Genomic DNA, 19,186 nt, shown 5'->3' with positions numbered 1-19,186 from the left:
CCAGCAGATTCCAAGCATCGCGACTCTAGGATGGAGTCCCGATCCCATCCCGACCGAACATGAGGCCGAGAGTGTCAGCACAGCCGCAAGAACCGAGGATCCCGCGCCGTCGCGCGCCGATCGTGATCACGATCGGCGTGGTGTTGGCGCTCGTCATCGCGTTCTTCGTGTTCACCGGTCTCTACGCCGACGTGCTCTGGTACCAGCAGCTCGGGTTCCTCTCGGTGCTCACGACCGAGTGGATCGCACGGGTCTCGCTCTTCGTGATCGGCTTCCTCGCGATGGCGCTGCCCGTGTGGGGCTCGATCCAGATCGCCTACCGCACCCGACCGGTCTACGCGAAGCTCAACTCCCAGCTCGACCGCTACCAAGAGGTCTTCGAGCCGCTGCGTCGACTCGCGATGTACGGCATCCCGATCGTGCTCGGCGTGTTCGCGGGCGTCTCGGCCTCGAGCCGCTGGGAGGTCACGCTCGCGTGGCTCAACCGCACCCCGTTCGGCGAGACCGATCCGCAGTTCGGCCTCGACGTCGGGTTCTACGTGTTCGAGCTGCCGTTCTACCGCAGCGTCGTCGGCTTCGCGTCGGCGGTCGTGCTGCTCTCGGTGCTGCTCGTCATCGCGACCAACTACCTCTACGGCGCCATCCGGGTCTCGGGCCGCGAGGTCGTCATCTCGAAGTCGGCGCGCATCCAGATCGCCGTGACCGCCGGCATCTACCTGCTCCTGCAGGGCATCAGCATCTGGCTCGACCAGTACGCGACGGTCACCGAGTCGGGGTCGCTCATCACGGGCGCCGCGTACACCGACGTCAACGCGGTGATCCCCGGCCGCGGCATCCTCGCCGGCATCGCCGTCGTCGTGGCCATCCTCTTCTTCGTGACGGCCATCATGGGCCGTTGGCGACTGCCGCTCATCGGTACCGTGCTGCTCATCGTGACGAGCCTCATCATCGGCACCCTCTACCCGTGGGTGATCCAGCGCTTCCAGGTCGACCCGAGCGCGAAGTCGCTCGAGGCGCCGTACATCCAGCGCAACATCGACCTCACCCGCGACGCCTACGGCGTGGCCGACGTCGAGGAGATCCCGTTCGAGGCGAAGACCGACGCCGAGCCGGGCGCGCTCCGCTCCGACGCCGAGACGACCGCGAACATCCGACTGATGGACCCGCTCGTCATCTCGCCGGCGTTCGAGCAGCTCGAGCAGTTCCGCCAGTACTACCAGTTCCCGAAGCAGCTCGACGTCGACCGCTACGACATCGACGGCGAGACGCAGGACACGGTGGTCGCGGTCCGCGACGTGCGCGTCTCGGGCCTCGGCGACGCCGAGACCTGGTTCAACTCGCACCTCGTCTACACGCACGGGTACGGCCTCGTCGCGGCCGCGGGCAACCAGCGCTCGGTCGACGGGCAGCCCGTGTTCCTCCAGTCCGGCATCCCGCAGTCGGGGTCGCTCGGCGACTTCGAGCCGCGCGTGTACTTCGGCGAGGGCTCCCCGCAGTACTCGATCGTGGGCGGTCCGAAGGGCAGCAACCCGATCGAGCTCGACTACCCGGCCGGCGGCGACAACGAGGAGCAGACGCAGACGACGTTCGCCGGCGACGGCGGGCCGAAGCTCGACAACATCTTCACGAAGCTCGTCTACGCGCTGAAGTTCCAGTCCGAGCAGATCTTCCTCTCAGACGAGGTCACGACCTCGTCGCAGATCCTGTACGACCGCGACCCGATCCAGCGCGTGCAGAAGGTCGCGCCGTACCTGACGCTCGACTCCGACACCTACCCGACGATCGTCGACGGGCGCATCGTGTGGGTCGTCGACGGCTACACGCTCTCCGACCAGTACCCGTACTCGAACAAAGTGAGCATGTCGGAGGCGATCGCCGACAGCGAGGGCCTCACGCCTGCGCTCGCGTTCGACGAGATCAACTACATCCGCAACTCGGTGAAGGCCACCGTCGACGCCTACGACGGCACGGTGAAGCTGTACGCGTGGGACACCGAGGACCCGGTGCTGAAGACCTGGCAGAAGGTCTTCCCGTCGACGGTCGAGTCGATGAGCAAGATGTCGGGCGATCTCATGAGCCACGTGCGCTACCCGTCCGACCTGTTCAAGGTGCAGCGCGCCGTGCTCGGCCGCTACCACGTGACCGATGCGAGCCCCTTCTACTCGCGCGAAGACGCCTGGACGACGCCGAAGGAACCGACCGCCGGTGCGACCTCGCAGCTGCTGCAGCCGCCGTACTACCTGACGATGCAGATGCCCGGGCAGGACACCCCGGCGTACTCGCTCTACTCGACCTTCATCCCCGAGGCGCGTGGCGATCAGAGCCGCAACGTGCTGCGCGGCTACCTCGCGGTCGACTCCGACGCGGGCGCCGAAGACGGCAAACGGGCCGAGGGCTACGGCAAGCTGCGGCTGCTGACCCTGCCCGAGGACGACAACGTGCCCGGCCCCGGCCAGGTGCAGGCGAAGTTCAACTCCGACCCGAGCGTGTCGCAGTCGCTCAACCTGCTGAAGCAGGGCCAGTCCGACGTCATCAACGGCAACCTGCTCACGGTGCCGGTCGGCGGCGGCCTGCTGTACGTGCAGCCGGTCTACGTGAAGTCGACGGGCAACACGAGCTACCCGCTCCTGCAGAAGGTGCTCGTCGCGTTCGGCGACCAGATCGCCTTCCAGGACACCCTCGACCAGGCGCTCAACGTGCTGTTCGGCGGCGACTCGGGAGCCACGACGGGCGATGAGAACGTCGAGCCCGGCACGGGCGAGGGCGAGGGTGAGAACGGCGGTTCGACGCCGACGACGCCCGAGACGCCGAGCGACGAGATGCAGGCCCTGCTCAACCAGGCCGCCCAGGCGCTGAAAGACAAGCAGGCCGCGCTCGCCGAGGGCGACTGGGTCGCCTACGGCGCCGCCGATGCCAAGCTCGCCGACACGATCTCGAAGATGATCGCGCTGACCGACGCGGAGAAGAGCGGCGGCTCGACGGGCTCGACCGACGGTTCGGGCGGCGACGGCTCGAGCGACTCGGGCCAGTGACCGTGTCGTTCGACCTGCGCGACGGCGAGTGGCTCGACGACAACCGAGCCAACTGGGACGAACGCGTCGGCGTGCACCTCGCGAGCGACTTCTACGACCAGGCGCCGCTGCGCGACGGTGGGGGAGTGCTCGACCCGATCGCGGCGGCGGGCATCGGCCGGCTGTTCCCCGACGGGCTCGACGGCGTGCGAGTGCTGCACCTGCAGTGCCACTTCGGCTCCGACTCGCTCTCGCTCGTGAACCGGGGTGCCACCGTCGTCGGCATCGACTTCGCGCCCGCCGCCGTCGCCGAGGCGCGGCGCATGGCCACCGAGCTCGGCGTCGAGGACCGCGCCCGGTTCATCGAGGCGAACGTCTACGACGCGCGCCACCTGCTGCCCGAGCCCGAGTCGTTCGACCTCGTGTTCGTCACGTGGGGCACGATCAACTGGCTGCCCGACGTCGCCGAGTGGGCTCGCATCGTCGCCTGGTTCCTGAAGCCCGGCGGGCGGCTCTACTTCGCCGAGGGGCATCCGGCCGCGATGGTGCTCGACGGCGACGACGGCCCGAACGGGCTGCCGTCGATCCGGTACGCCTACGACAACGGCGGCGAGCCCGACGTGCTCGACGACCCGAGCGACTACGCCGACCCCGAGGCGCGCCTCGTCAACGCCCGCAACTGGGAGTGGGTGCACCCGCTCGGCGAGGTGCTCGGGGCGCTCCGCGACGCGGGCCTCGCGATCGAGGTGTTCGACGAGCACTACTCCGTGCCATGGCAGATCTTCCCCGCGACGGTCGACCAGGGCGAGGGCATGTACGGCTGGCCGGCCGAGCGCTGGCTGCCGCTGTCGTACGAGATCGTGGCGCGCCACTCCGGGCAGTCGGGCTGAGCACGTGGATGCCTCGGGGCTGCGCCGGCCCCGAGGCATCCGGTCGTGCACAGGGAGGTCAGCCGAGCGGGCCCTCCTCGGCCGCGCGGAGCGTGTCGCCGAGCGCGCCGCCGAGCTCGTTGCGGTAGTCGCCCGAGAGGTCCCACCACATCGCGCCGCCGAAGCCCTGCTCGGCGAGCCATGCCGCCTTCTGCGCGACCGACTTCGGGTCGTCGAGGCTCCACCACTGGCCGGTCGCCGCGTCGTAGCGCCATGAGGCGCCGATCGCGGCGTCGTAGTACGCCTCGCCGATCGAGCGGATTGCGTAGTACGGCTTCGTGCCGAGCGAGCTGACCGCGGGGTCGGGCGTCCAGACGGCGCGGTCGCCGACGGCCACGCCCGTCCAGCCCTGGCCGTAGGCGGGGATTCCGATGTTGAGCTGGTCGGGACGCGCACCCGCCGCCGTGTAGAGGCCGACGGCGTTGTCGAGCGCGAGACCCCAGTTGTTCGTGCCGTCGGGGTGCAGGTTGCCCTGGTGGCCGGTGTTGCCCGTCCAGCCGCCCGCGTAGTCGTACCCCTGGATGTTGAGCCAGTCGACGACGTCGAAGAGGCGCGGGTCGGTCCAGCCGCCGGCGTTCGTGTTCCAGCCGCCTGCCGGGGCGAACGCGGTGAGCAGGTAGTCCTCGCCGGTCTCCGCACCGTAGGCGTCGAGCTGGCGGCGGAACTCCTCCATGAGCGCGAGGAAGTTCTCGCGGTCGGCGGGGGAGGCGTTGGCGGTCTCGCCGCCGTTCACCGGCCACTCCCAGTCGACGTCGATGCCGTCGAAGACGCCGGCCGCGGCCCCGTCGCCGCCGAGGTGCCCGACCTTCGGCAGGTCGCCCTTCAGGTAGAGGTCGATGCACGAGGAGACGAGCCGCTCGCGGCTCTCGGGCGTGGCCGCGGCGGCCGAGAAGTTGTCCGACCAGGTCCACCCGCCGAGCGAGATGAGCACCTTCGTGTCGGGACTCACGGCCTTGAGCTTCTGCAACTGGTTGAAGTTGCCGGCGAGTCGCTGGTGCTTGTTGGGCAGGTCGCGCTTGCCGTCGACCGAGTCCTGCGGCGACACGAGCCGCAGGTAGTCGTTGTACGCGTCGCCCTCGCCCGGAGCATCCGTGATCTCGCACGTGAGGTTCGTCGTGACGTTGCCGAACGCGTAGTTGATGTGCGTGACGTCTTCGATCGCGCCCGTGGTGAGCAGGTCCTCGATCTGGAAGTCGCGCGTGACGGGGGTGTCGGCCATGAGGTAGCCGACGCTGCGGTAGCCGTTGATGTCGCTGGGACCTTCGGGCTGGCCGTGGCCCTTCGCGACCGCCGGGGCGGCCGCCGAGGCGGCGATGAGCGCGGTGGTCGCTGCGGCGATGGCTGCGCCGCGCAGCAGGGGGCGTGGTGACATGGAATCCTCATCGATCGTGGTCTGCCGGACGCCGCGGGTGCGGCGGTTGCGGTGACGCTACCAAGACGCGAGCCGTAAGTTAAGACTCTTCACAAAGGTTCGGGGATGCCGCGAACGATGCTGCGCGCCGGCTGTGGAGACCTCCAACGGAATCGGCCGGGAGTGCACATGGTGCACACCCAGGGGCGGCGTGGAAGGTGCGGGCGGCCGTCGATTGGACGAGTGCGATTTCTCGTGCTAGTGTTTTCTCTTGTGCCGCGGGGTGGAGCAGCTCGGTAGCTCGCTGGGCTCATAACCCAGAGGTCGTAGGTTCAAATCCTGCCCCCGCAACGGACGAAGGCCCGGAATCGCTGAGATTCCGGGCCTTCTGCTTTGCCGGTGTGCATTTTCTCCTGGCGGTGCATCTTCTCCGGGCGCGTCGAAACGCCGTCGGGTCACAGCCAGTGACGCCGCTTGAACATCACGTAGATCACGATGTCGATCACGACGATCGCGCCTCCGATGGCGACCCAGCCGTACTGCCACTGCACGAGCGGGATGTTCTTGAAGTTCATTCCGTACACGCCTGCGATCAGCGTCGGGAGGGCGAGCAGCGCAGCGAAGGCGGAGATCGTGCGCATGTCCTTGTTCTGACGAGCGGCGACGTTGTTCTCGTGGCTCGAGAGCAGGGCGTCGAGCGCCCGACTCTGGTTGTTGATGAGCGCGGCCGTGCCGGCAGCGTCGTCGAGGAGGTCGTGCAGGTGCGGCGTGATCGCCTCGCGGCCAACCGTCGCCGACTCGAGGTGGCTCGTGCTCTCGCGGAGCGCGGCCTCGATGCTCGACACCGCCCGATCGATGCGGCCGATGTCCTTGCGGATCTCGTAGATGCGGCGATGGTCCTCGGTCGCGCCCTCGGAGAAGACCTGTTCCTCGAGCGCCTCGAGGTCGGTCTCGACGTCGGCGGCGGCCTTCGCGTATCCGTCGACGAGGTCGGCCATGATCGTGTGGGCGGCCTTCAGCGTCGTGTCGCGGAGGTTCTCGGGGGTGCGGTCGAGGAGCCGCTGGAGGTCGGTCGCCTCACCGTCGACGCTGCGCTGTACGGTGAGCAACCAGCTGTCGCCGATGTACAGGAACGTCTGCCCGAGCACGATGCCGCTCTGCCGGGTTCGCAGGACTGCCCACAGCAGGACGAACAGGTGCCCCTCGAACTGCTGGATCTTGGGCTGCTGCCGGCCGGAGACGACGTCTGCTGCGGCGGTCGGATGGATGCCGAGCGCGGTCTTCACCTCGTCGATGGCCGCGTCGTCGGGATCGAGCATCGACAGCCAGACGAAGCCCTGCCCGCGCCGCGCCGTTGCGATGATGCGCGGGAGGTCGGCAGGCGCCGGCTCGTCGAGCGGTTCGAGGTCGGGCGTCACCAGGACGGCGCGCAGCGACGACGTGGTCGACCCTGTCGGATCGAGGCCGGGGCGCTCCTCTCGACGTCGGGTGTCGGTCATCGCGTGCCTCCTCCGGCGCCGGGTCGGCCGGCGTCGAGTTCCGATCAGTCCAGCACGCGCGCCGTGAACGGGGAACGGGGTTGCATTGCGCGCGTCGGCGCGGCAGGAGTCGTGGCAGGACTCGCCGTCGCCCCCTGCTCGTCGAGCCTGCGCGCGGTTATACGCGCCGTCGTGCGCGATCGCAAGGGCCTTCATGCGGTGTCGACGCCTACGTACCGTGTTCTCACCCGACCGACGGGCTGCCACGGCTCCACGGCGGCATCGAGCCCGTCGGCACGATGCAGGAAGAAGGCAGACGATGAACAGCAGTTCCCTGTCGAACACCCGAGGCGGCGGTGCCGGCGACCCCGCCGCGACCCGCATGCAGTCGGCGCCGACCCGGAGCGGCGACCTCCGCGAGGACGTCTCCGCGCTCGCCTCGGACGCCGGCGACGCCGGCCGCCACGTCGTCGACGTCGCGAAGGACGAGACCCGTTCGGTCGCGTCGGAGACCAAGGACCAGGCGCGACGATTCCTCGGCCAGGTCGGCGACGAGTTGCAGAACCAGGCGTCGGTGCAGCAGGCGCGCCTCGCCGGTGGCCTGCACTCCGCGGGCACCGAGTTCTCTGAGATGGCCAACGGCTCGACGCGTTCGGGCTACGCCTCCGAACTCGTGCGCGGCGCGGGACGCCGAGCCGACGCGGCCGCCCGCTGGCTCGAGCAGCGCGATCCCCGTTCGGTGCTCGAAGAGGCGAAGGGCTTCGCGCGACGTCGCCCGGGCGTCTTCATCGCGATCGCCGTGGGCGCCGGCATCCTCGCCGGCCGCCTGACGCGTGCGATGGCCACGCCGCCCGAGGACCCCGCTTCGAGGACCGGGAGACAGGTCACGACGGGCGACGACGCCTCGGTGCAGGAGGCCCCGCCGCTTCGCGAGGTCGCGCCGCCGACGGCGAGGACGGTCGGCACCGGATCGACCGGGTCGACCGGATCGACCGTGTCCACCGGGTCGACCGGATCGACCGTGTCCACCGAAGCGGTGGGGCGCCCGGAACCGGCACCGGAGCCGGCTCCGACGACGGTGCGTCCTCCGGCGCGTCCGAGAGGGGGGTCTGATGGGTGATGCACGTCATGCCCACGAGGCGCCGCTGACCCCGTCCGAACGACAGGCGGAGTCGAGTTCGCTCGGCGATCTCCTCTCGGAGGTCTCGCGCGACGTGTCGACGCTCATGCGACAGGAGGTCGAGCTCGCGAAGGCCGAGGTCCGCGAGTCCGCGAAGCGGGCGGGGCGCGGCGCCGGGCTCCTCGGCGGTGCGGGGGCGGCCGGGATGCTCGCGCTGGCGTTCCTGTCGGTCGCGCTCTGGTGGGGCCTCGGCTACGTGATGGGCAACGCGTGGTCGGCCGTGGTCGTCGCCGTGCTCTGGGGCGTCGTCGCCCTCGTGCTCGCACTGACCGGCAAGAAGCAGATCGAGGAGATCCGCGGGGTCCCGCGCACGGTCGAGACCGTGAAGGAGATCCCCGAGGCGTTGAAGAGGAATGAGGAGAACCGATGAGCAACCCGGATGAGATCCGTGCCGACATCGAGCGCACGCGCGCCGAGCTCGGACAGGATGTCGATGCGCTCGCCGACAAGGTGACACCGTCGAAGATCGCCGAGCGCCAGTCGCGGCGGATGCGACGCGCCATGACCTCGGTCAAGGACCACGTCATGGGCGTCGCCTCCGATGTCGGCGAGACCGCGCACGATGCGGTCGAGCACGTGGGGGATGCGGTCGCCGACGCACCGCGGAAGGTCGCGTCGGGCACCCGAGGTAACCCGATCGCCGTCGGCCTGATCGCCTTCGGCATCGGCTGGCTCGTCGCGTCGCTCGTGCCGGCCTCGAAGGTCGAGCGACAGGTCGCCGACCAGGCGAAGGATGCCGCGGCGCCGCTCGTCGACGAGGTGAAGGAGATCGCGGCCGAGGCCGCGGACCACCTCCGCGAGCCGGCGAGGGAGGCCGCGGACGCCGTCAAGGAACGAGCTGCGGAGGCGGTCGAGACCGTTCGTCAGGAGGGCGAGGCAGCCGCGACCGAGGTGGGCAGCGAGGCGAAGCACACCGCCGAGCGACACACGTCGGCGGACACGGCGCCCGAGCCGGCGACGGCGGCGCCGGGCACGACGCCGAGTGTCGCGCCGGCGCAGCGGCCGTCGTCGTCCGGAGCGTCCACGATGCCGCCCGAGCCGTTCGGTTCCTGATCGGGGCCCTCGCGCGAGACCACGGGCGCGGCATCCGGAGCGGATGCCGCGCCCGTCGCCGTGCGCGGGCGGACGCACGACGTGATGGAGCACGACGAGAGGCCCGGGACCGTGACGGGCCCGGGCCTGCCGGTCGTGCCGGCCGTCGGCGGTCAGCCGCTCTTGCGGTTGCCCGTGTTGGTCACCGTGAGCGTGTACCCGGCGTCGAGGTACGTCAGGTCGCCCGTCGGGAGGTTGGAGACGAGCGTCGCGAAGTCGCGGTTGTTGCCGCTCGCGCACTTCGTGACGAAGCCGGCCTGCGAGATCGCGTCGCCCTCGAGGCGGTAGACGTAGTTGCCCGCGCCGTCGGTGATCTCGAACGGCGAGTCGACGCCCGGCGTGAGGTCGCAGGTCGAGACGATCTGCAGCGTCCAGTTGTCGTCCTGGAGCCCCGTCGTCTCGAACCACTCGCCCTCGTCGGACGACAGCGTCGCCGCGGTGCCGTTCACCATGACGTCGTCGACGAACCAGCCGGTGTCGAGGTACGCCGCGTCGGTCGAGTAGCGGAACTGCACGTCGGTCGTACCGGCCGGCAGCTGCGCCGTGTAGTGCACGTACACGGGGTCGTCGACGAAGTACTCGCCGCCGGACGTCCCGGTGAGGCCGTTGCCCGTCGGGTTGTTGCCGTGCGGGTCGTCGTCGTTCGTCACGACCGTGCCCGAGTCGTCGACGAGCGGCACGGTGACCCACTCGCCCCCGACCAGCGCCTCGACGAAGCCGTAGTCCCAGCCCTCCTCGATGAAGTGCCACGTCCAGAAGTCGAGCGAGGTCACGGTGCCGGTCGTGTCGACGTCGAGCACGTTCTCCGACTGGCTCTCGTAGCCGGCGTACCAGTGCGTCTCACCGGTGTGCGGCGCGATGCGCGTGGTGTCCTCGCCGTCGAGCGCGACCGTGACGGTCGGCCCGGGGTTGCGGAACCGCTCGACCTGGATGCCGTACGGCAGCGCCACGTCGCTCGACGGGTTCGCCCGACGCAGCCACTTGGCCTCGGGCTGCGCACCCTGGTTCGAGCCCCGGCCGCCCCAGAACTGGTCGTCCGCGATGTCGAACGTCCACGAGGTGAACGCCGGGTCGCCGAAGTCGACCGCCTTGATGTCGAAGCGATCGGATGCCTCATCGTCGAGGTACACCGAGACGGCCCAGTCCTGGTACAGCTCCTTCGCGCTGCGGAGGTCGCCACCGGTCTCGTCGTTGAAGGCGTCGATCGCGGCCTGCACGCCCTCCATGCCGTCGGCCGGGTTCTCGAAGATCCGCCTGATCAGCAGGTCGCCTCCGGCGCCGTCGTACTCGAGGTCGGGTTCGTAGGTCCCGTCCCCGTTGCCGCCCGCCTGCTCCCACAGGTACTGGAAGAAGGTGTACGACGCACCGTAGTTCTCGAGTCCGCCGCCCCATCGGGTGAGCGACGTCTCGGCGTAGAACACCTGGTGGTAGGTGAGGTGCGAGCCGCCGACGTCGTAGCCGTTGAGGAACACGGCGAAGTCGGCGAGCCCCTCGTCGACCCACGACAGCTCGCCGGGGTCGCTGTAGTTGTGGAGCAGGTGCTCGAGCTCGTGCGCGATCACGCCCTCGTACAGGGTCGGCTGGTCGTTGTCGGGGTCGTCGTCGTTCCACTCGGAATCGGCGGGACCGACGCGGTTCGCCCAGTCGTACGCGTCGACGACGATCGCGTTCATGCCCGATGAGTCGATGAACTCGGGCGCGAAGTAGCCGGCCGTGTACGTCGTCTCGTCGCAGTCGTAGTACTGCGCGTCCTGCACGTTGTAGACGACCATGACGAGCGAGTCGCTCGCGGGCTCGTCGGGGTCGGCCGCATCCATCGGCCCGAAGTGCTCCTCGTCGACGGCGACGATCTGGTTCGAGAGCTCGGAGCCCATGTAGTCGATCTGCGCCTGCGTGAGCGTGTAGTCCGCGACGTCCGCGTCGGCGCACGGCACGAACTCGTCGTCGGGGGTGGGGTCGAACGCCGGGTCGAGGCTCTCGACACCGGTCGGGGTGCTGCCGTCGAGCGGCGTGCCGGCGGGGACGTAGATGTACACGGGGGTTCCGTCGGGCGTCGTGCCCGCGTACACCCTCGTGAAGTCCTGGTCGTAGGTGCCGCCGGCCTCGCTGTCGTTGATCGGCAGCGTGATCGTCGGTTCACCCGGCAGGTTCAGGTGGTCGTCGGCCTGGGCCGGCATGGCGGATGCCGCGACGAAGGCCGCGGCGGCGACGGCGATGCTCGTGGCGGCGCCGACCGCCCTGGATGGTGCTCGGAGCACGGCGGTTGTCCCATCTCTCATGGACCCGCCGAGCCCTGGCGGTCTGCCCTTCGTCGCGCGGGACCGATCGGTTCGGAGGCCGCATCGTCGCGCCCCCGAGTGAACCCGGACAGTCGAACACGCCGGAGATTCGTGCGGAAGGGGCTTGCGCTCGGCGAAGAGATGAGCGAGAAGCCGCGCGATCGGCGCCGGGGTTCGCGCCGCCGGCCGGCCCGCTCGCCCTACGATGGCCCCATGCCGACACCCGACTCCGCCGTCGCCCTGCAGGCCGCCGCCATGCGCGGCTTCCGCACGCTCGAGGACGTGATCGATGTCATCCCGCCGAAGGTGCGCGACCGGCCGTTCCCGGTGGCCGCGACCTCGGCCGCGGCATCCGGGATCGCCGGCGCCGCACGCGACCGAGACCTGCAGGACGTGCTCAACCACCTGCACGCGTGGCACGAGCTGCTGCTCCGCTGGCTCGACGCGATCGAGGCGGGCACGACTCCCGCCTACCCGGCGGAGGGCTACGACTGGGGGCGGCTCGATGCCCTGAACCTGTCGCTGCGCGACAAGTACCGCGTGCGGGGGGTCTCCCGCGCGTACGCGCGCCTGCAGGCGAGCCACGCCACCGCGCTCGGCCGGGTGTCGGCCCTCGGCGACGAGGTGCTCTTCGACCCGGCACGGTTCGACTGGCTCGACGGCGCGCTCGCCGGGCCCGCCCACGAATGCCTCGGCGGGCACTACGCCTGGGCGGTCGAGGCGATCGCCGCGCGGTTCGACTGAACCGCTGCGCGGCGCGCCCGCGCCCGGCCTACGCTGGAGGCATGGCAGACGGAGCGGTCGACACGGCGGGCGAACAGGGCGACGAGGCATCCGACGGCGGGCTCGGCATCGCGGTCGCGCAGTTCGCACCCGTCGCGGATGTCGCGGCGAACCTCGACGCGATCGAACGCCTCGCCCGCACGGCGGTCGACCGGGGCGCGCGGCTCGTCGTCTTCCCCGAGTACTCGATGTTCTTCACGCCCGAGCTCGGACAGGAGATGGCCGACGCCGCCGAGCCGCTCGACGGCGCCTTCGTGCGCGCGCTCGGCGCGCTCGCCGGTGACCTCGGCGTGCACGTCGTCGCCGGCATGCTCGAGCGGGCGGACGACCCGGCTCGGTTCTCGAACACGCTCGTCGCACTCGACGACGGCGGCCGACTCGTCGCCCGGTACCGCAAGCAGCACCTCTACGACGCCTTCGGCCAGCGCGAGTCCGACCGGGTCGTCGCCGGCGGGCTCGACGAGCCCGAGATCTTCACGGTCGACGCCGTGCCCGTGGGCCTGCAGACCTGCTACGACCTGCGCTTCCCCGAGGTGACCCGCACGATCGTCGACGCCGGCGCCGACCTCGTGCTCGTGCCCGCCGAATGGGTGCGCGGCCCCCTCAAGGAGCACCACTGGCGCACGCTCGCCCTCGCTCGGGCGATCGAGAACACCGTCTATCTCGCAGCGGCCGACCAGACCCCGCCCGTCGCGGTCGGACGGAGCCTCATCGTCGACCCGATGGGGGTCGAGCTCGCGACCCTCGGCGAGCAGCCCGACGTGGCGGTGGCCTGGATCTCGCGCGAGCGGCTCGCCGCCGTGCGCCGCACCAACCCGGCACTCGCGCTGCGCCGCTACGCGGTCGTGCCGCGCTGACGTCGGGGCGCGCTCGCGTCGCCTGCCCGCGTCAGAGCGCCGCGAGCCGGGCCGACGCCGCTTCGAGCACGGGCATGCGCTTGCAGAACGCGAAGCGCACGAGGCTGCGATACGCGTCGTGGCGATCGGGGTGCACGAACGCCGAGACCGGCACGCCGACGACACCCGCCCGCTCGGGCAGCTCACGGCAGAGGCGCGCCGCGTCGGGGTGACCCAGCGGCGAGGCATCCGCGACGACGAAGTAGCCGGCCCGCGGCAGCGACACCGTGAAGCCCGCCGCCTCGAGTCCGGCCGCGAGCACGTCGCGCTTGTCGCGCAGCGTCGCCGCCGCAGAGCGGAAGAACCCGTCGGGCAGGTCGAGCCCCGTGGCGATCGCGGGCTGGAAGGGCGCGCCGTTGACGTAGGTGAGGAACTGCTTGACCGCGAGCACGGCGGCGACGAGGTGGGCCGGTGCGGTGAGCCAGCCGATCTTCCACCCGGTCGTCGAGAACGTCTTGCCGCCCGACGAGATCGAGATCGTGCGCTCGCGTGCGCCGGGCAGCGTCGCGATCGGCCGGTTCGGGCCGTCGAAGACGAGGTGCTCGTACACCTCGTCGGTGACGATCAGTGCGTCGTGGCGCTCGGCGAGGCGCACGATCTCGGCGAGCACCTCGTCGTCGAAGACCGCTCCCGTCGGATTGTGCGGCGAGTTGACGATGATCATGCGCGTGCGGTCGGTGACCGCGCGGCCGAGGGCGTCGAGGTCGGGCCGCCAGTCGGCCCGTCGCCCGTCGACGGACCAGGCGAGCGGCACCGTGCGGTGCACGCCGCCCGCGCGTGCGATGAGCGCGGCGTAGGCGTCGTAGTAGGGCTCGAAGGTCACGACCTCGTCGCCCGTGTCGACGAACGCGAGGATGGTCGCCGCGAGCGCCTCGGTCGCGCCGGCGGTCACGAGCACCTCGGATGCCGCGTCGAGCTCGATCCCGTAGAACCGGGCCTGGTGCCGGGCGACCGCTTCGCGCAGCACCGGCTGGCCCATGCCGGGCGGGTACTGGTTGACGCCGTCGGCGATCGCCGCGCGGGCGGCCTCGAGCACCTCGGACGGTCCGTCCTCGTCGGGGAATCCCTGGCCGAGGTTGATCGCCCCGGTGCGGGCGGCGAGGGCGCTCATCTCGGCGAAGATCGTCGCGGCGATCGCGCCGTCGGCGCCGAGCAGGCTCGCGCCCGCGGCCGTGCGCTGCCAGGGATCGAGGCCGGCGGCGGGGGAGAAGTCGCTCATCTTCACACCGTACGCGAGGGTCGTGCCGGTACGCTGGCGCCCGGGCCTCGAAGCATGCTCGAGGGCGTTCGGACGAATCACTGCTCGCTGATAGGCGAGTCATAGAGTCCGCCAATCCCTCGCACAGACTGCCGCGGGATGCTGGCATCGCTTTGGAAGGAGCAGACATGACCGACACGACCAACGGCGCCACGGGGGAGCCCCGCGAGGCCGACGTCCCCGCGGAGCAGACCACGCCCGTGACCAGCACCACCGACGCTGCCGCCGTTTCGGCCGCGACCGAGGCCGCCGGCGCCGCCGAGGCCCACCAGACCACTCCCGACGCCGCCGTCGAGACCACCGCCGTGACCACCACGCCCGAGGCCGCGGTCGAGACGACCGCCGTCCCGACCGTCGCGAAGACCGAGGCGCCCGCTCCGGCACCGGCCGCTCCCGCGGCCGCCGCCCCGCAGGCACCCGCCGCGGCGCAGACGGCTCCGGCGACTCCCGCCGCGGCGCAGCCCGCCGCGCCGGCCCCCGCGACCGGCACGGTCTACGAGCCCGGCCAGGCGCCGCAGCCGTACCACGCCCCCCAGTACGCCAAGCAGACGGCGGCCCCCGCCACGGCGACGGCGCCCACCACGCCCGTCGCCGGCCAGGTTCCGCCCGCCTTCGGCGGCCCGCAGCCGACGGCGCCGGTCGCCGGCGCGCCGAAGGAGCCGAAGCAGCGCAAGGTCGGCCTCGGCGTGGCCGCCGCCATCGTGGCCGCCGCACTCATCGGCGGTGCGTCGGGCGCCGGCATCACCGCGCTCGTCGCCGCGAACCAGCCCGCGAGCCAGACCTCGGCCGAGAACGCCGCGCAGAACATCGTCGTCAACAACCCCGACTCGGTGAACCAGATCTCGGCCGTGGCCGCGAAGGCGAGCCCGAGCGTCGTGACCATCTCGGTCTCGAGCAACGACGGCGCGGGCACCGGCTCGGGCATCATCCTCTCGAAGGACGGCTACGTGCTCACCAACACGCACGTGGTGACCCTCGACGGCGCGACCGCCGACCCGACCATCCAGGTCAAGACGAACGACGGCCACCTCTACTCGGCCGAGCTCATCGGCACCGACCCGCTCAGCGACCTCGCGGTCATCAAGCTCGTCGACGCCTCGGGGCTCACGCCGCTCGAGTTCGCCGACTCGTCGAAGCTCAACGTCGGCGACACCGCGATCGCGATCGGCGCGCCGCTCGGCCTCTCCGGCACCGTGACGAACGGCATCGTGTCGGCGCTCAACCGCTCGATCGACGTCGCCTCGTCGGCGGCTCCGTCGACCCCCGACGACAGCACCCAGGGCGACAGCGGCCAGGGCGACTCGGGTCAGGGCGACGGCGGCCAGAACGGCGGCAGCCCGTTCGACTTCTTCTTCGACATCCCCGACGAGGGCGGCCAGTCGCCCGAGCAGGCGCCGCAGCAGCAGCAGGCCGCGGGCGCGGGCCAGGTGGCGCTGCCGGTCATCCAGACCGACGCCGCGATCAACCCGGGCAACTCGGGCGGCGCACTCGTCGACGACGAGGGCAAGCTCATCGGCGTGAACGTCGCGATCCTCGGCACCGGCGACTCGTCGGGCGGCCAGGCCGGCAACATCGGCGTCGGATTCGCCGTGCCGTCGAACCTCGCCGAGCGCATCGCGAAGGAGATCATCGAGAACGGCTCGGCCACGCACGGCCTGCTCGGCGCGACGGTCACCTCGGCCCAGGCCGACGAGCAGAGCGACACCGTCGGCGCGCTCATCACCGACGTGTCGGCGGGCGGCGCGGCCGAGAAGGCGGGCCTGCAGCAGGGCGACGTCGTCACCGGGTTCAACGGACTGCCGATCACCGACCAGACCGACCTCACCGCGCAGGTGCGGGCGCTGGCCGGCGGCGAGAAGGCCGAGCTCACCGTCATCCGCGACGGCGACACCAAGACCGTCACGGTCACCCTCGACACCTTCGAGGGCTGAGCCAGACGGCACGGATGCCTCGGCGCGAGGCCGAACGGGGCCGGATCGGAGACGATCCGGCCCCGTTCGCCGTCTTCCGGGGATGCGCCCTGCAGCACCCCGCCTGTTAGGCTCGATCGACCCGAGCGCGAATGAGGAACATGCCCGAGCACCACCCCGAGACGACCCCGTCGTCGCTCGTCGGCGTGTCGTACGTCATGCCCGTGCTGAACGACGCCACGCACGTGCGCGCGGCGGTCGAGTCCATCCTCGCGCAAGACTATGCGGGCCCCGTCGAGGTGCTCATCGCGCTGGGCCCGTCGATCGACGGCACGGCTGAGCTGGTCGGCGACCTCGCTGCCCGCGACTCCCGTGTGCGGGTGCTCGAGAACGCCGTCGGCTCGACCCCCGCGGGGCTCAACATCGGCATCAGGGCCGCGCAGTACCCGGTCGTCGTTCGGGTCGACTCGCATTCGATGCTGCCCGTCGACTACGCGCGCATCGCGGTCGAGACGCTCGAGCGCACCGGCGCCGACAACGTCGGCGGCATCATGGACGCCACGGGCGAAACCCCCTTCGAGCGGGCGGTGGCCCTCGCCTACACGACCAGGGTCGGACTCGGCGGCTCAGCCTTCCACGTCGGCGGCGACGAGGGCCCGGCCGAGACGGTGTACCTCGGCGTGTTCCGCCGGTCGGCACTCGAGCGGGTCGGGCTCTTCGACGAGACCATCAAGCGCGGGCAGGACTGGGAGCTCAACCGACGCCTGCGCGAGACGGGCGGCACCGTCTGGTTCACCCCCGAGCTCGCCGTGACCTACCGGCCGCGGTCGAGCCTCGACCGGCTCGCGCGGCAGATGTTCTCGACGGGGCTCTGGCGCGGCGAGCTCGCGCGCCGCTTCCCGGCCGCCAACGGCCTGCGCTACTTCGTGCCGCCGGCGATGGTGGTCGGCGTGACGCTCGGCCTGCTGCTCGGCATCGGCGGGCTCGTGCAGCTCGCGGTCGGGGCGACTCCGTGGCTGCTCGTCGGCTTCGTCGCACCGCTCGTCTACCTCGTCTTCGTCGTGGCCGCGACGATCGTCGAAGCGCGCGGTCGCGGTGCGGGCACGGCGAGCCGGTTTCTCGTAGTGTTGCCGTGCATACACGTCACGTGGGGCATCGGCTTCGTGCTCGGCTATCTCTCGCTGACGAGCAACATCGCACGCCACACGGGAAGGTGAAGCACCGATGTCTGACGCCCGACCGGTGACGGCCAGGCCGGCGAACATCGCCGAGCTGCGCGCCGTCGCGCAGCCGCCCGAGGTGCGCGGCCGCCGCAACGCCGAGCACTGGACGGCATCACTGTACCTGCGGCGGTTCTCGATCTACCTGACCTGGGCGCTGCTCAAGACGAAGATCTCGGCGAACGGCGTGACCGGGCTCATGATCCTCGTGGGCTGGTCGACGGCTGCCGCGCTGCTCATCCCCGGCGTCTGGGGAGCCCTGCTCGCCGTCGTGCTCGGGCAGCTGCAGATGCTCGTCGACTGCTGCGACGGCGAGGTGGCGCGCTGGCGCCGCACCTCGTCGCCCGCGGGCGTCTTCCTCGACAAGGTCGGGCACTACACGACCGAGGCGCTCATCCCGATCGCGCTCGGCATCCGCGCGGCGGCCTACCCGCTCGAGTTCCCCGAGGACTTCCTCTGGACGACGATCGGCACGATGCTCGCCCTCGTGATCGTGCTCAACAAGGCGCTCAACGACATGGTGCACGTCGCCCGTGCGAACGCGGGCCTGCCGAAGCTCGCCGACACCCACGGCGAGACGGCGCCCCGCGGCGGCCTCGTCGCGAAGCTGCGCAAGGCCGCCCGCTTCGTGCCGTTCCACCGGCTCTACCACTCGGTCGAGCTGACCCTCATCGCGTTCGCCGCCGCGGTCATCGGGCTCTTCGCCGGGCAGCCGATCACCGACCGGGTCGTCGTCGCGGTGCTGCTGCCGTTGTCGGTGCTCGCGGTGATCGGCCACTTCGTCGCGATCATGGCGAGCCGTCGTGTCCGGTCCTGACGGCTCCGCCCGACTCGACGCGACCGCAGCCGCCGGCGCGGCGCCGGTGCCGCGCGTCGGCGTCGTCGTGCTCACGATGGGCAAGCGGCCCGACGACCTCGCCCTCGGCATCCGAAGCGTGCTCGACCAGCGGGGTGTCGCGGTCGACGTCGTCGTCGTCGGCAACGGCTGGGATCCGGCGACCGCCGAGCCGGCGCTCCCGGCCGGCGTGAAGACCCGCCACCTGCCCGAGAACCTCGGCATCCCCGCCGGCCGCAACGCGGGCGTGCCCGACGTCTCGGGCGACGTGCTGTTCTTCCTCGACGACGACGCGTTCCTGCCGAGCGCCGCCTTCCTCGCGGCCGGCTGCGAGATGCTCGCCGCCCGACCCGAGATCGGCCTCATCCAGCCGCGCGTCGTCGACCCGACGGGCCTCACCTCGCCTCGGCGCTGGATCCCGCGCATCCGGAAGGGCGACCCGGCGCACTCGAGCCCGGTCTTCTCCTGCTGGGAGGGCGCGGTGCTCATGCCGCGCACCGTGCTCGACGCGACCGGCGGGTGGGCCGACCCGTTCTTCTACGCGCACGAGGGCATCGAACTCGCGTGGCGCGTGTGGGATGCGGGACGCATCGCCTGGTACGCGGGCGACCTCGAAGCGGCGCACCCCGTCATCGACCCGGCGCGGCACGCGTACTACTACCGGCTCAACGCACGCAATCGGGTCTGGCTCGCCCGGCGCAACCTGCCCGCCGTGCTCGTGCCGTTCTACGTGGGCTCGTGGACCGCGATCCAGGTGCTGCGCTGGGCACGGCAGCCTGCCGCGCTCAGGGCCTGGTTCGGCGGCTGGCGCGCGGGCTGGCGCGAATCTCCCGGCGAACGCCGCCCGATCAGCTGGCGCACCGTCTGGCGGATGACGCGGGCGGGGCGTCCGCCGGTCGTCTGACGCCCGTCACCCCGCCGTAACGATCGGCTCTCGGTCGGCGTCGCACGGCGGCCACGAGGC

General features: G+C 71.1%; 15 protein-coding genes and 1 tRNA gene. 12 read left to right on the top strand and 4 right to left on the bottom strand.

Annotated elements, in window-relative coordinates; genetic code table 11:
- The first annotated feature begins 59 nt into the window (after positions 1 to 59).
- On the top strand, positions 60 to 3,032 hold the full coding sequence (locus AC3RJ6_RS17595; protein ID WP_491428425.1) for a UPF0182 family membrane protein: 2,973 nt from the start codon (positions 60 to 62) through the stop codon (positions 3,030 to 3,032).
- Entirely contained in the window at positions 3,029 to 3,901 is an 873-nt protein-coding gene (locus AC3RJ6_RS17590) for a class I SAM-dependent methyltransferase (RefSeq protein ID WP_491428424.1), read from the top strand. The genes AC3RJ6_RS17595 and AC3RJ6_RS17590 overlap by 4 nt, the downstream gene beginning before the upstream one ends.
- 58 nt (positions 3,902 to 3,959) lie before the next feature.
- Here AC3RJ6_RS17590 and AC3RJ6_RS17585 read toward each other — a convergent pair whose 3' ends face one another.
- On the bottom strand, positions 3,960 to 5,312 hold the full coding sequence (locus AC3RJ6_RS17585; RefSeq protein ID WP_491428423.1) for a glycoside hydrolase family 18 protein: 1,353 nt from the start codon (positions 5,310 to 5,312) through the stop codon (positions 3,960 to 3,962).
- Positions 5,313 to 5,568: 256 nt separating this feature from the next.
- Here AC3RJ6_RS17585 and AC3RJ6_RS17580 point away from each other — a divergent pair.
- A tRNA-Met gene (locus AC3RJ6_RS17580) sits at positions 5,569 to 5,642 on the top strand.
- 104 nt (positions 5,643 to 5,746) lie between these two features.
- On the opposite strand, the gene AC3RJ6_RS17575 is transcribed toward AC3RJ6_RS17580, so the two are convergent.
- Positions 5,747 to 6,790 carry a CorA family divalent cation transporter gene (locus AC3RJ6_RS17575; protein WP_491428422.1) on the bottom strand — a complete coding sequence of 348 codons (1,044 nt, stop codon included), beginning with the start codon at positions 6,788 to 6,790 and terminating at the stop codon, positions 5,747 to 5,749.
- Positions 6,791 to 7,088: 298 nt separating this feature from the next.
- On the opposite strand from AC3RJ6_RS17575, the gene AC3RJ6_RS17570 reads away from it, so the two are divergent.
- From AC3RJ6_RS17570 to AC3RJ6_RS17560, 3 genes are read left to right on the top strand one after another with little or no spacing between them, the layout of a single operon-like run.
- Positions 7,089 to 7,889: a hypothetical protein gene (locus AC3RJ6_RS17570; RefSeq protein ID WP_491428421.1), complete on the top strand. Its 801-nt coding sequence runs from the start codon at positions 7,089 to 7,091 to the stop codon at positions 7,887 to 7,889.
- Positions 7,882 to 8,319 carry a phage holin family protein gene (locus AC3RJ6_RS17565; protein ID WP_491428420.1) on the top strand — a complete coding sequence of 146 codons (438 nt, stop codon included), beginning with the start codon at positions 7,882 to 7,884 and terminating at the stop codon, positions 8,317 to 8,319. The genes AC3RJ6_RS17570 and AC3RJ6_RS17565 overlap by 8 nt, the downstream gene beginning before the upstream one ends.
- Positions 8,316 to 9,002, top strand: a complete 687-nt coding sequence (locus tag AC3RJ6_RS17560) for a DUF3618 domain-containing protein (protein ID WP_491428419.1) — start codon at positions 8,316 to 8,318, stop codon at positions 9,000 to 9,002. Before AC3RJ6_RS17565 ends, AC3RJ6_RS17560 begins: the two co-directional genes overlap by 4 nt.
- A gap of 152 nt (positions 9,003 to 9,154) precedes the next feature.
- On the opposite strand, the gene AC3RJ6_RS17555 is transcribed toward AC3RJ6_RS17560, so the two are convergent.
- Positions 9,155 to 11,299, bottom strand: a complete 2,145-nt coding sequence (locus tag AC3RJ6_RS17555) for a hypothetical protein (protein ID WP_491428418.1) — start codon at positions 11,297 to 11,299, stop codon at positions 9,155 to 9,157.
- 234 nt (positions 11,300 to 11,533) lie between these two features.
- Between AC3RJ6_RS17555 and AC3RJ6_RS17550 the strand changes: the two genes are divergently transcribed.
- A complete protein-coding gene (locus tag AC3RJ6_RS17550) occupies positions 11,534 to 12,064 on the top strand; it encodes a ClbS/DfsB family four-helix bundle protein (protein ID WP_491428417.1) in 531 nt (176 codons plus the stop codon).
- A 41-nt stretch (positions 12,065 to 12,105) separates the two neighbouring features.
- Positions 12,106 to 12,960 (top strand): carbon-nitrogen hydrolase family protein, encoded by an 855-nt coding sequence (locus AC3RJ6_RS17545; protein ID WP_491428416.1) that lies wholly within the window; start codon positions 12,106 to 12,108, stop codon positions 12,958 to 12,960.
- Between the two features lie 31 nt (positions 12,961 to 12,991).
- On the opposite strand, the gene AC3RJ6_RS17540 is transcribed toward AC3RJ6_RS17545, so the two are convergent.
- A complete protein-coding gene (locus tag AC3RJ6_RS17540; protein ID WP_491428415.1) occupies positions 12,992 to 14,218 on the bottom strand; it encodes an aminotransferase class I/II-fold pyridoxal phosphate-dependent enzyme in 1,227 nt (408 codons plus the stop codon).
- Between the two features lie 167 nt (positions 14,219 to 14,385).
- Between AC3RJ6_RS17540 and AC3RJ6_RS17535 the strand changes: the two genes are divergently transcribed.
- The 4 genes from AC3RJ6_RS17535 to AC3RJ6_RS17520 all read left to right on the top strand — a co-directional run bounded on the left by AC3RJ6_RS17535 (position 14,386) and on the right by AC3RJ6_RS17520 (position 19,126).
- Complete coding sequence (locus tag AC3RJ6_RS17535) at positions 14,386 to 16,188, top strand: S1C family serine protease (RefSeq protein WP_491428413.1); 1,803 nt, start codon at positions 14,386 to 14,388, stop codon at positions 16,186 to 16,188.
- A gap of 140 nt (positions 16,189 to 16,328) precedes the next feature.
- The gene (locus tag AC3RJ6_RS17530; RefSeq protein WP_491428412.1) at positions 16,329 to 17,384 is read left to right on the top strand and encodes a glycosyltransferase family 2 protein; all 1,056 of its coding nucleotides are present in this window, start codon (positions 16,329 to 16,331) and stop codon (positions 17,382 to 17,384) included.
- A gap of 7 nt (positions 17,385 to 17,391) precedes the next feature.
- Positions 17,392 to 18,204, top strand: coding sequence for a CDP-alcohol phosphatidyltransferase family protein (locus AC3RJ6_RS17525; RefSeq protein ID WP_491428411.1), 813 nt, complete (start codon positions 17,392 to 17,394; stop codon positions 18,202 to 18,204).
- A gap of 76 nt (positions 18,205 to 18,280) precedes the next feature.
- Positions 18,281 to 19,126: a glycosyltransferase family 2 protein gene (locus tag AC3RJ6_RS17520; RefSeq protein ID WP_491428657.1), complete on the top strand. Its 846-nt coding sequence runs from the start codon at positions 18,281 to 18,283 to the stop codon at positions 19,124 to 19,126.
- Positions 19,127 to 19,186 lie beyond the last annotated feature (60 nt).

It is taken from the genome of Agromyces cucurbitae, from assembly GCF_058349945.1.
This window is presented reverse-complemented; position numbering and strand designations above follow the sequence as displayed.

Excerpts from the sequence above, each read along its gene's own strand:
- AC3RJ6_RS17595 (WP_491428425.1), top strand. The coding sequence starts at position 60 with ATGAGGCCGAGAGTGTCAGCACAGCCGCAAGAACCGAGGATCCCGCGC.
- AC3RJ6_RS17585 (WP_491428423.1), bottom strand. The coding sequence starts at position 5,312 with ATGTCACCACGCCCCCTGCTGCGCGGCGCAGCCATCGCCGCAGCGACC.
- AC3RJ6_RS17575 (WP_491428422.1), bottom strand. The coding sequence starts at position 6,790 with ATGACCGACACCCGACGTCGAGAGGAGCGCCCCGGCCTCGATCCGACA.
- AC3RJ6_RS17570 (WP_491428421.1), top strand. The coding sequence starts at position 7,089 with ATGAACAGCAGTTCCCTGTCGAACACCCGAGGCGGCGGTGCCGGCGAC.
- AC3RJ6_RS17565 (WP_491428420.1), top strand. The coding sequence starts at position 7,882 with ATGGGTGATGCACGTCATGCCCACGAGGCGCCGCTGACCCCGTCCGAA.
- AC3RJ6_RS17560 (WP_491428419.1), top strand. The coding sequence starts at position 8,316 with ATGAGCAACCCGGATGAGATCCGTGCCGACATCGAGCGCACGCGCGCC.
- AC3RJ6_RS17550 (WP_491428417.1), top strand. The coding sequence starts at position 11,534 with ATGCCGACACCCGACTCCGCCGTCGCCCTGCAGGCCGCCGCCATGCGC.
- AC3RJ6_RS17545 (WP_491428416.1), top strand. The coding sequence starts at position 12,106 with ATGGCAGACGGAGCGGTCGACACGGCGGGCGAACAGGGCGACGAGGCA.
- AC3RJ6_RS17540 (WP_491428415.1), bottom strand. The coding sequence starts at position 14,218 with ATGAGCGACTTCTCCCCCGCCGCCGGCCTCGATCCCTGGCAGCGCACG.
- AC3RJ6_RS17535 (WP_491428413.1), top strand. The coding sequence starts at position 14,386 with ATGACCGACACGACCAACGGCGCCACGGGGGAGCCCCGCGAGGCCGAC.
- AC3RJ6_RS17530 (WP_491428412.1), top strand. The coding sequence starts at position 16,329 with ATGCCCGAGCACCACCCCGAGACGACCCCGTCGTCGCTCGTCGGCGTG.
- AC3RJ6_RS17525 (WP_491428411.1), top strand. The coding sequence starts at position 17,392 with ATGTCTGACGCCCGACCGGTGACGGCCAGGCCGGCGAACATCGCCGAG.
- AC3RJ6_RS17520 (WP_491428657.1), top strand. The coding sequence starts at position 18,281 with ATGGGCAAGCGGCCCGACGACCTCGCCCTCGGCATCCGAAGCGTGCTC.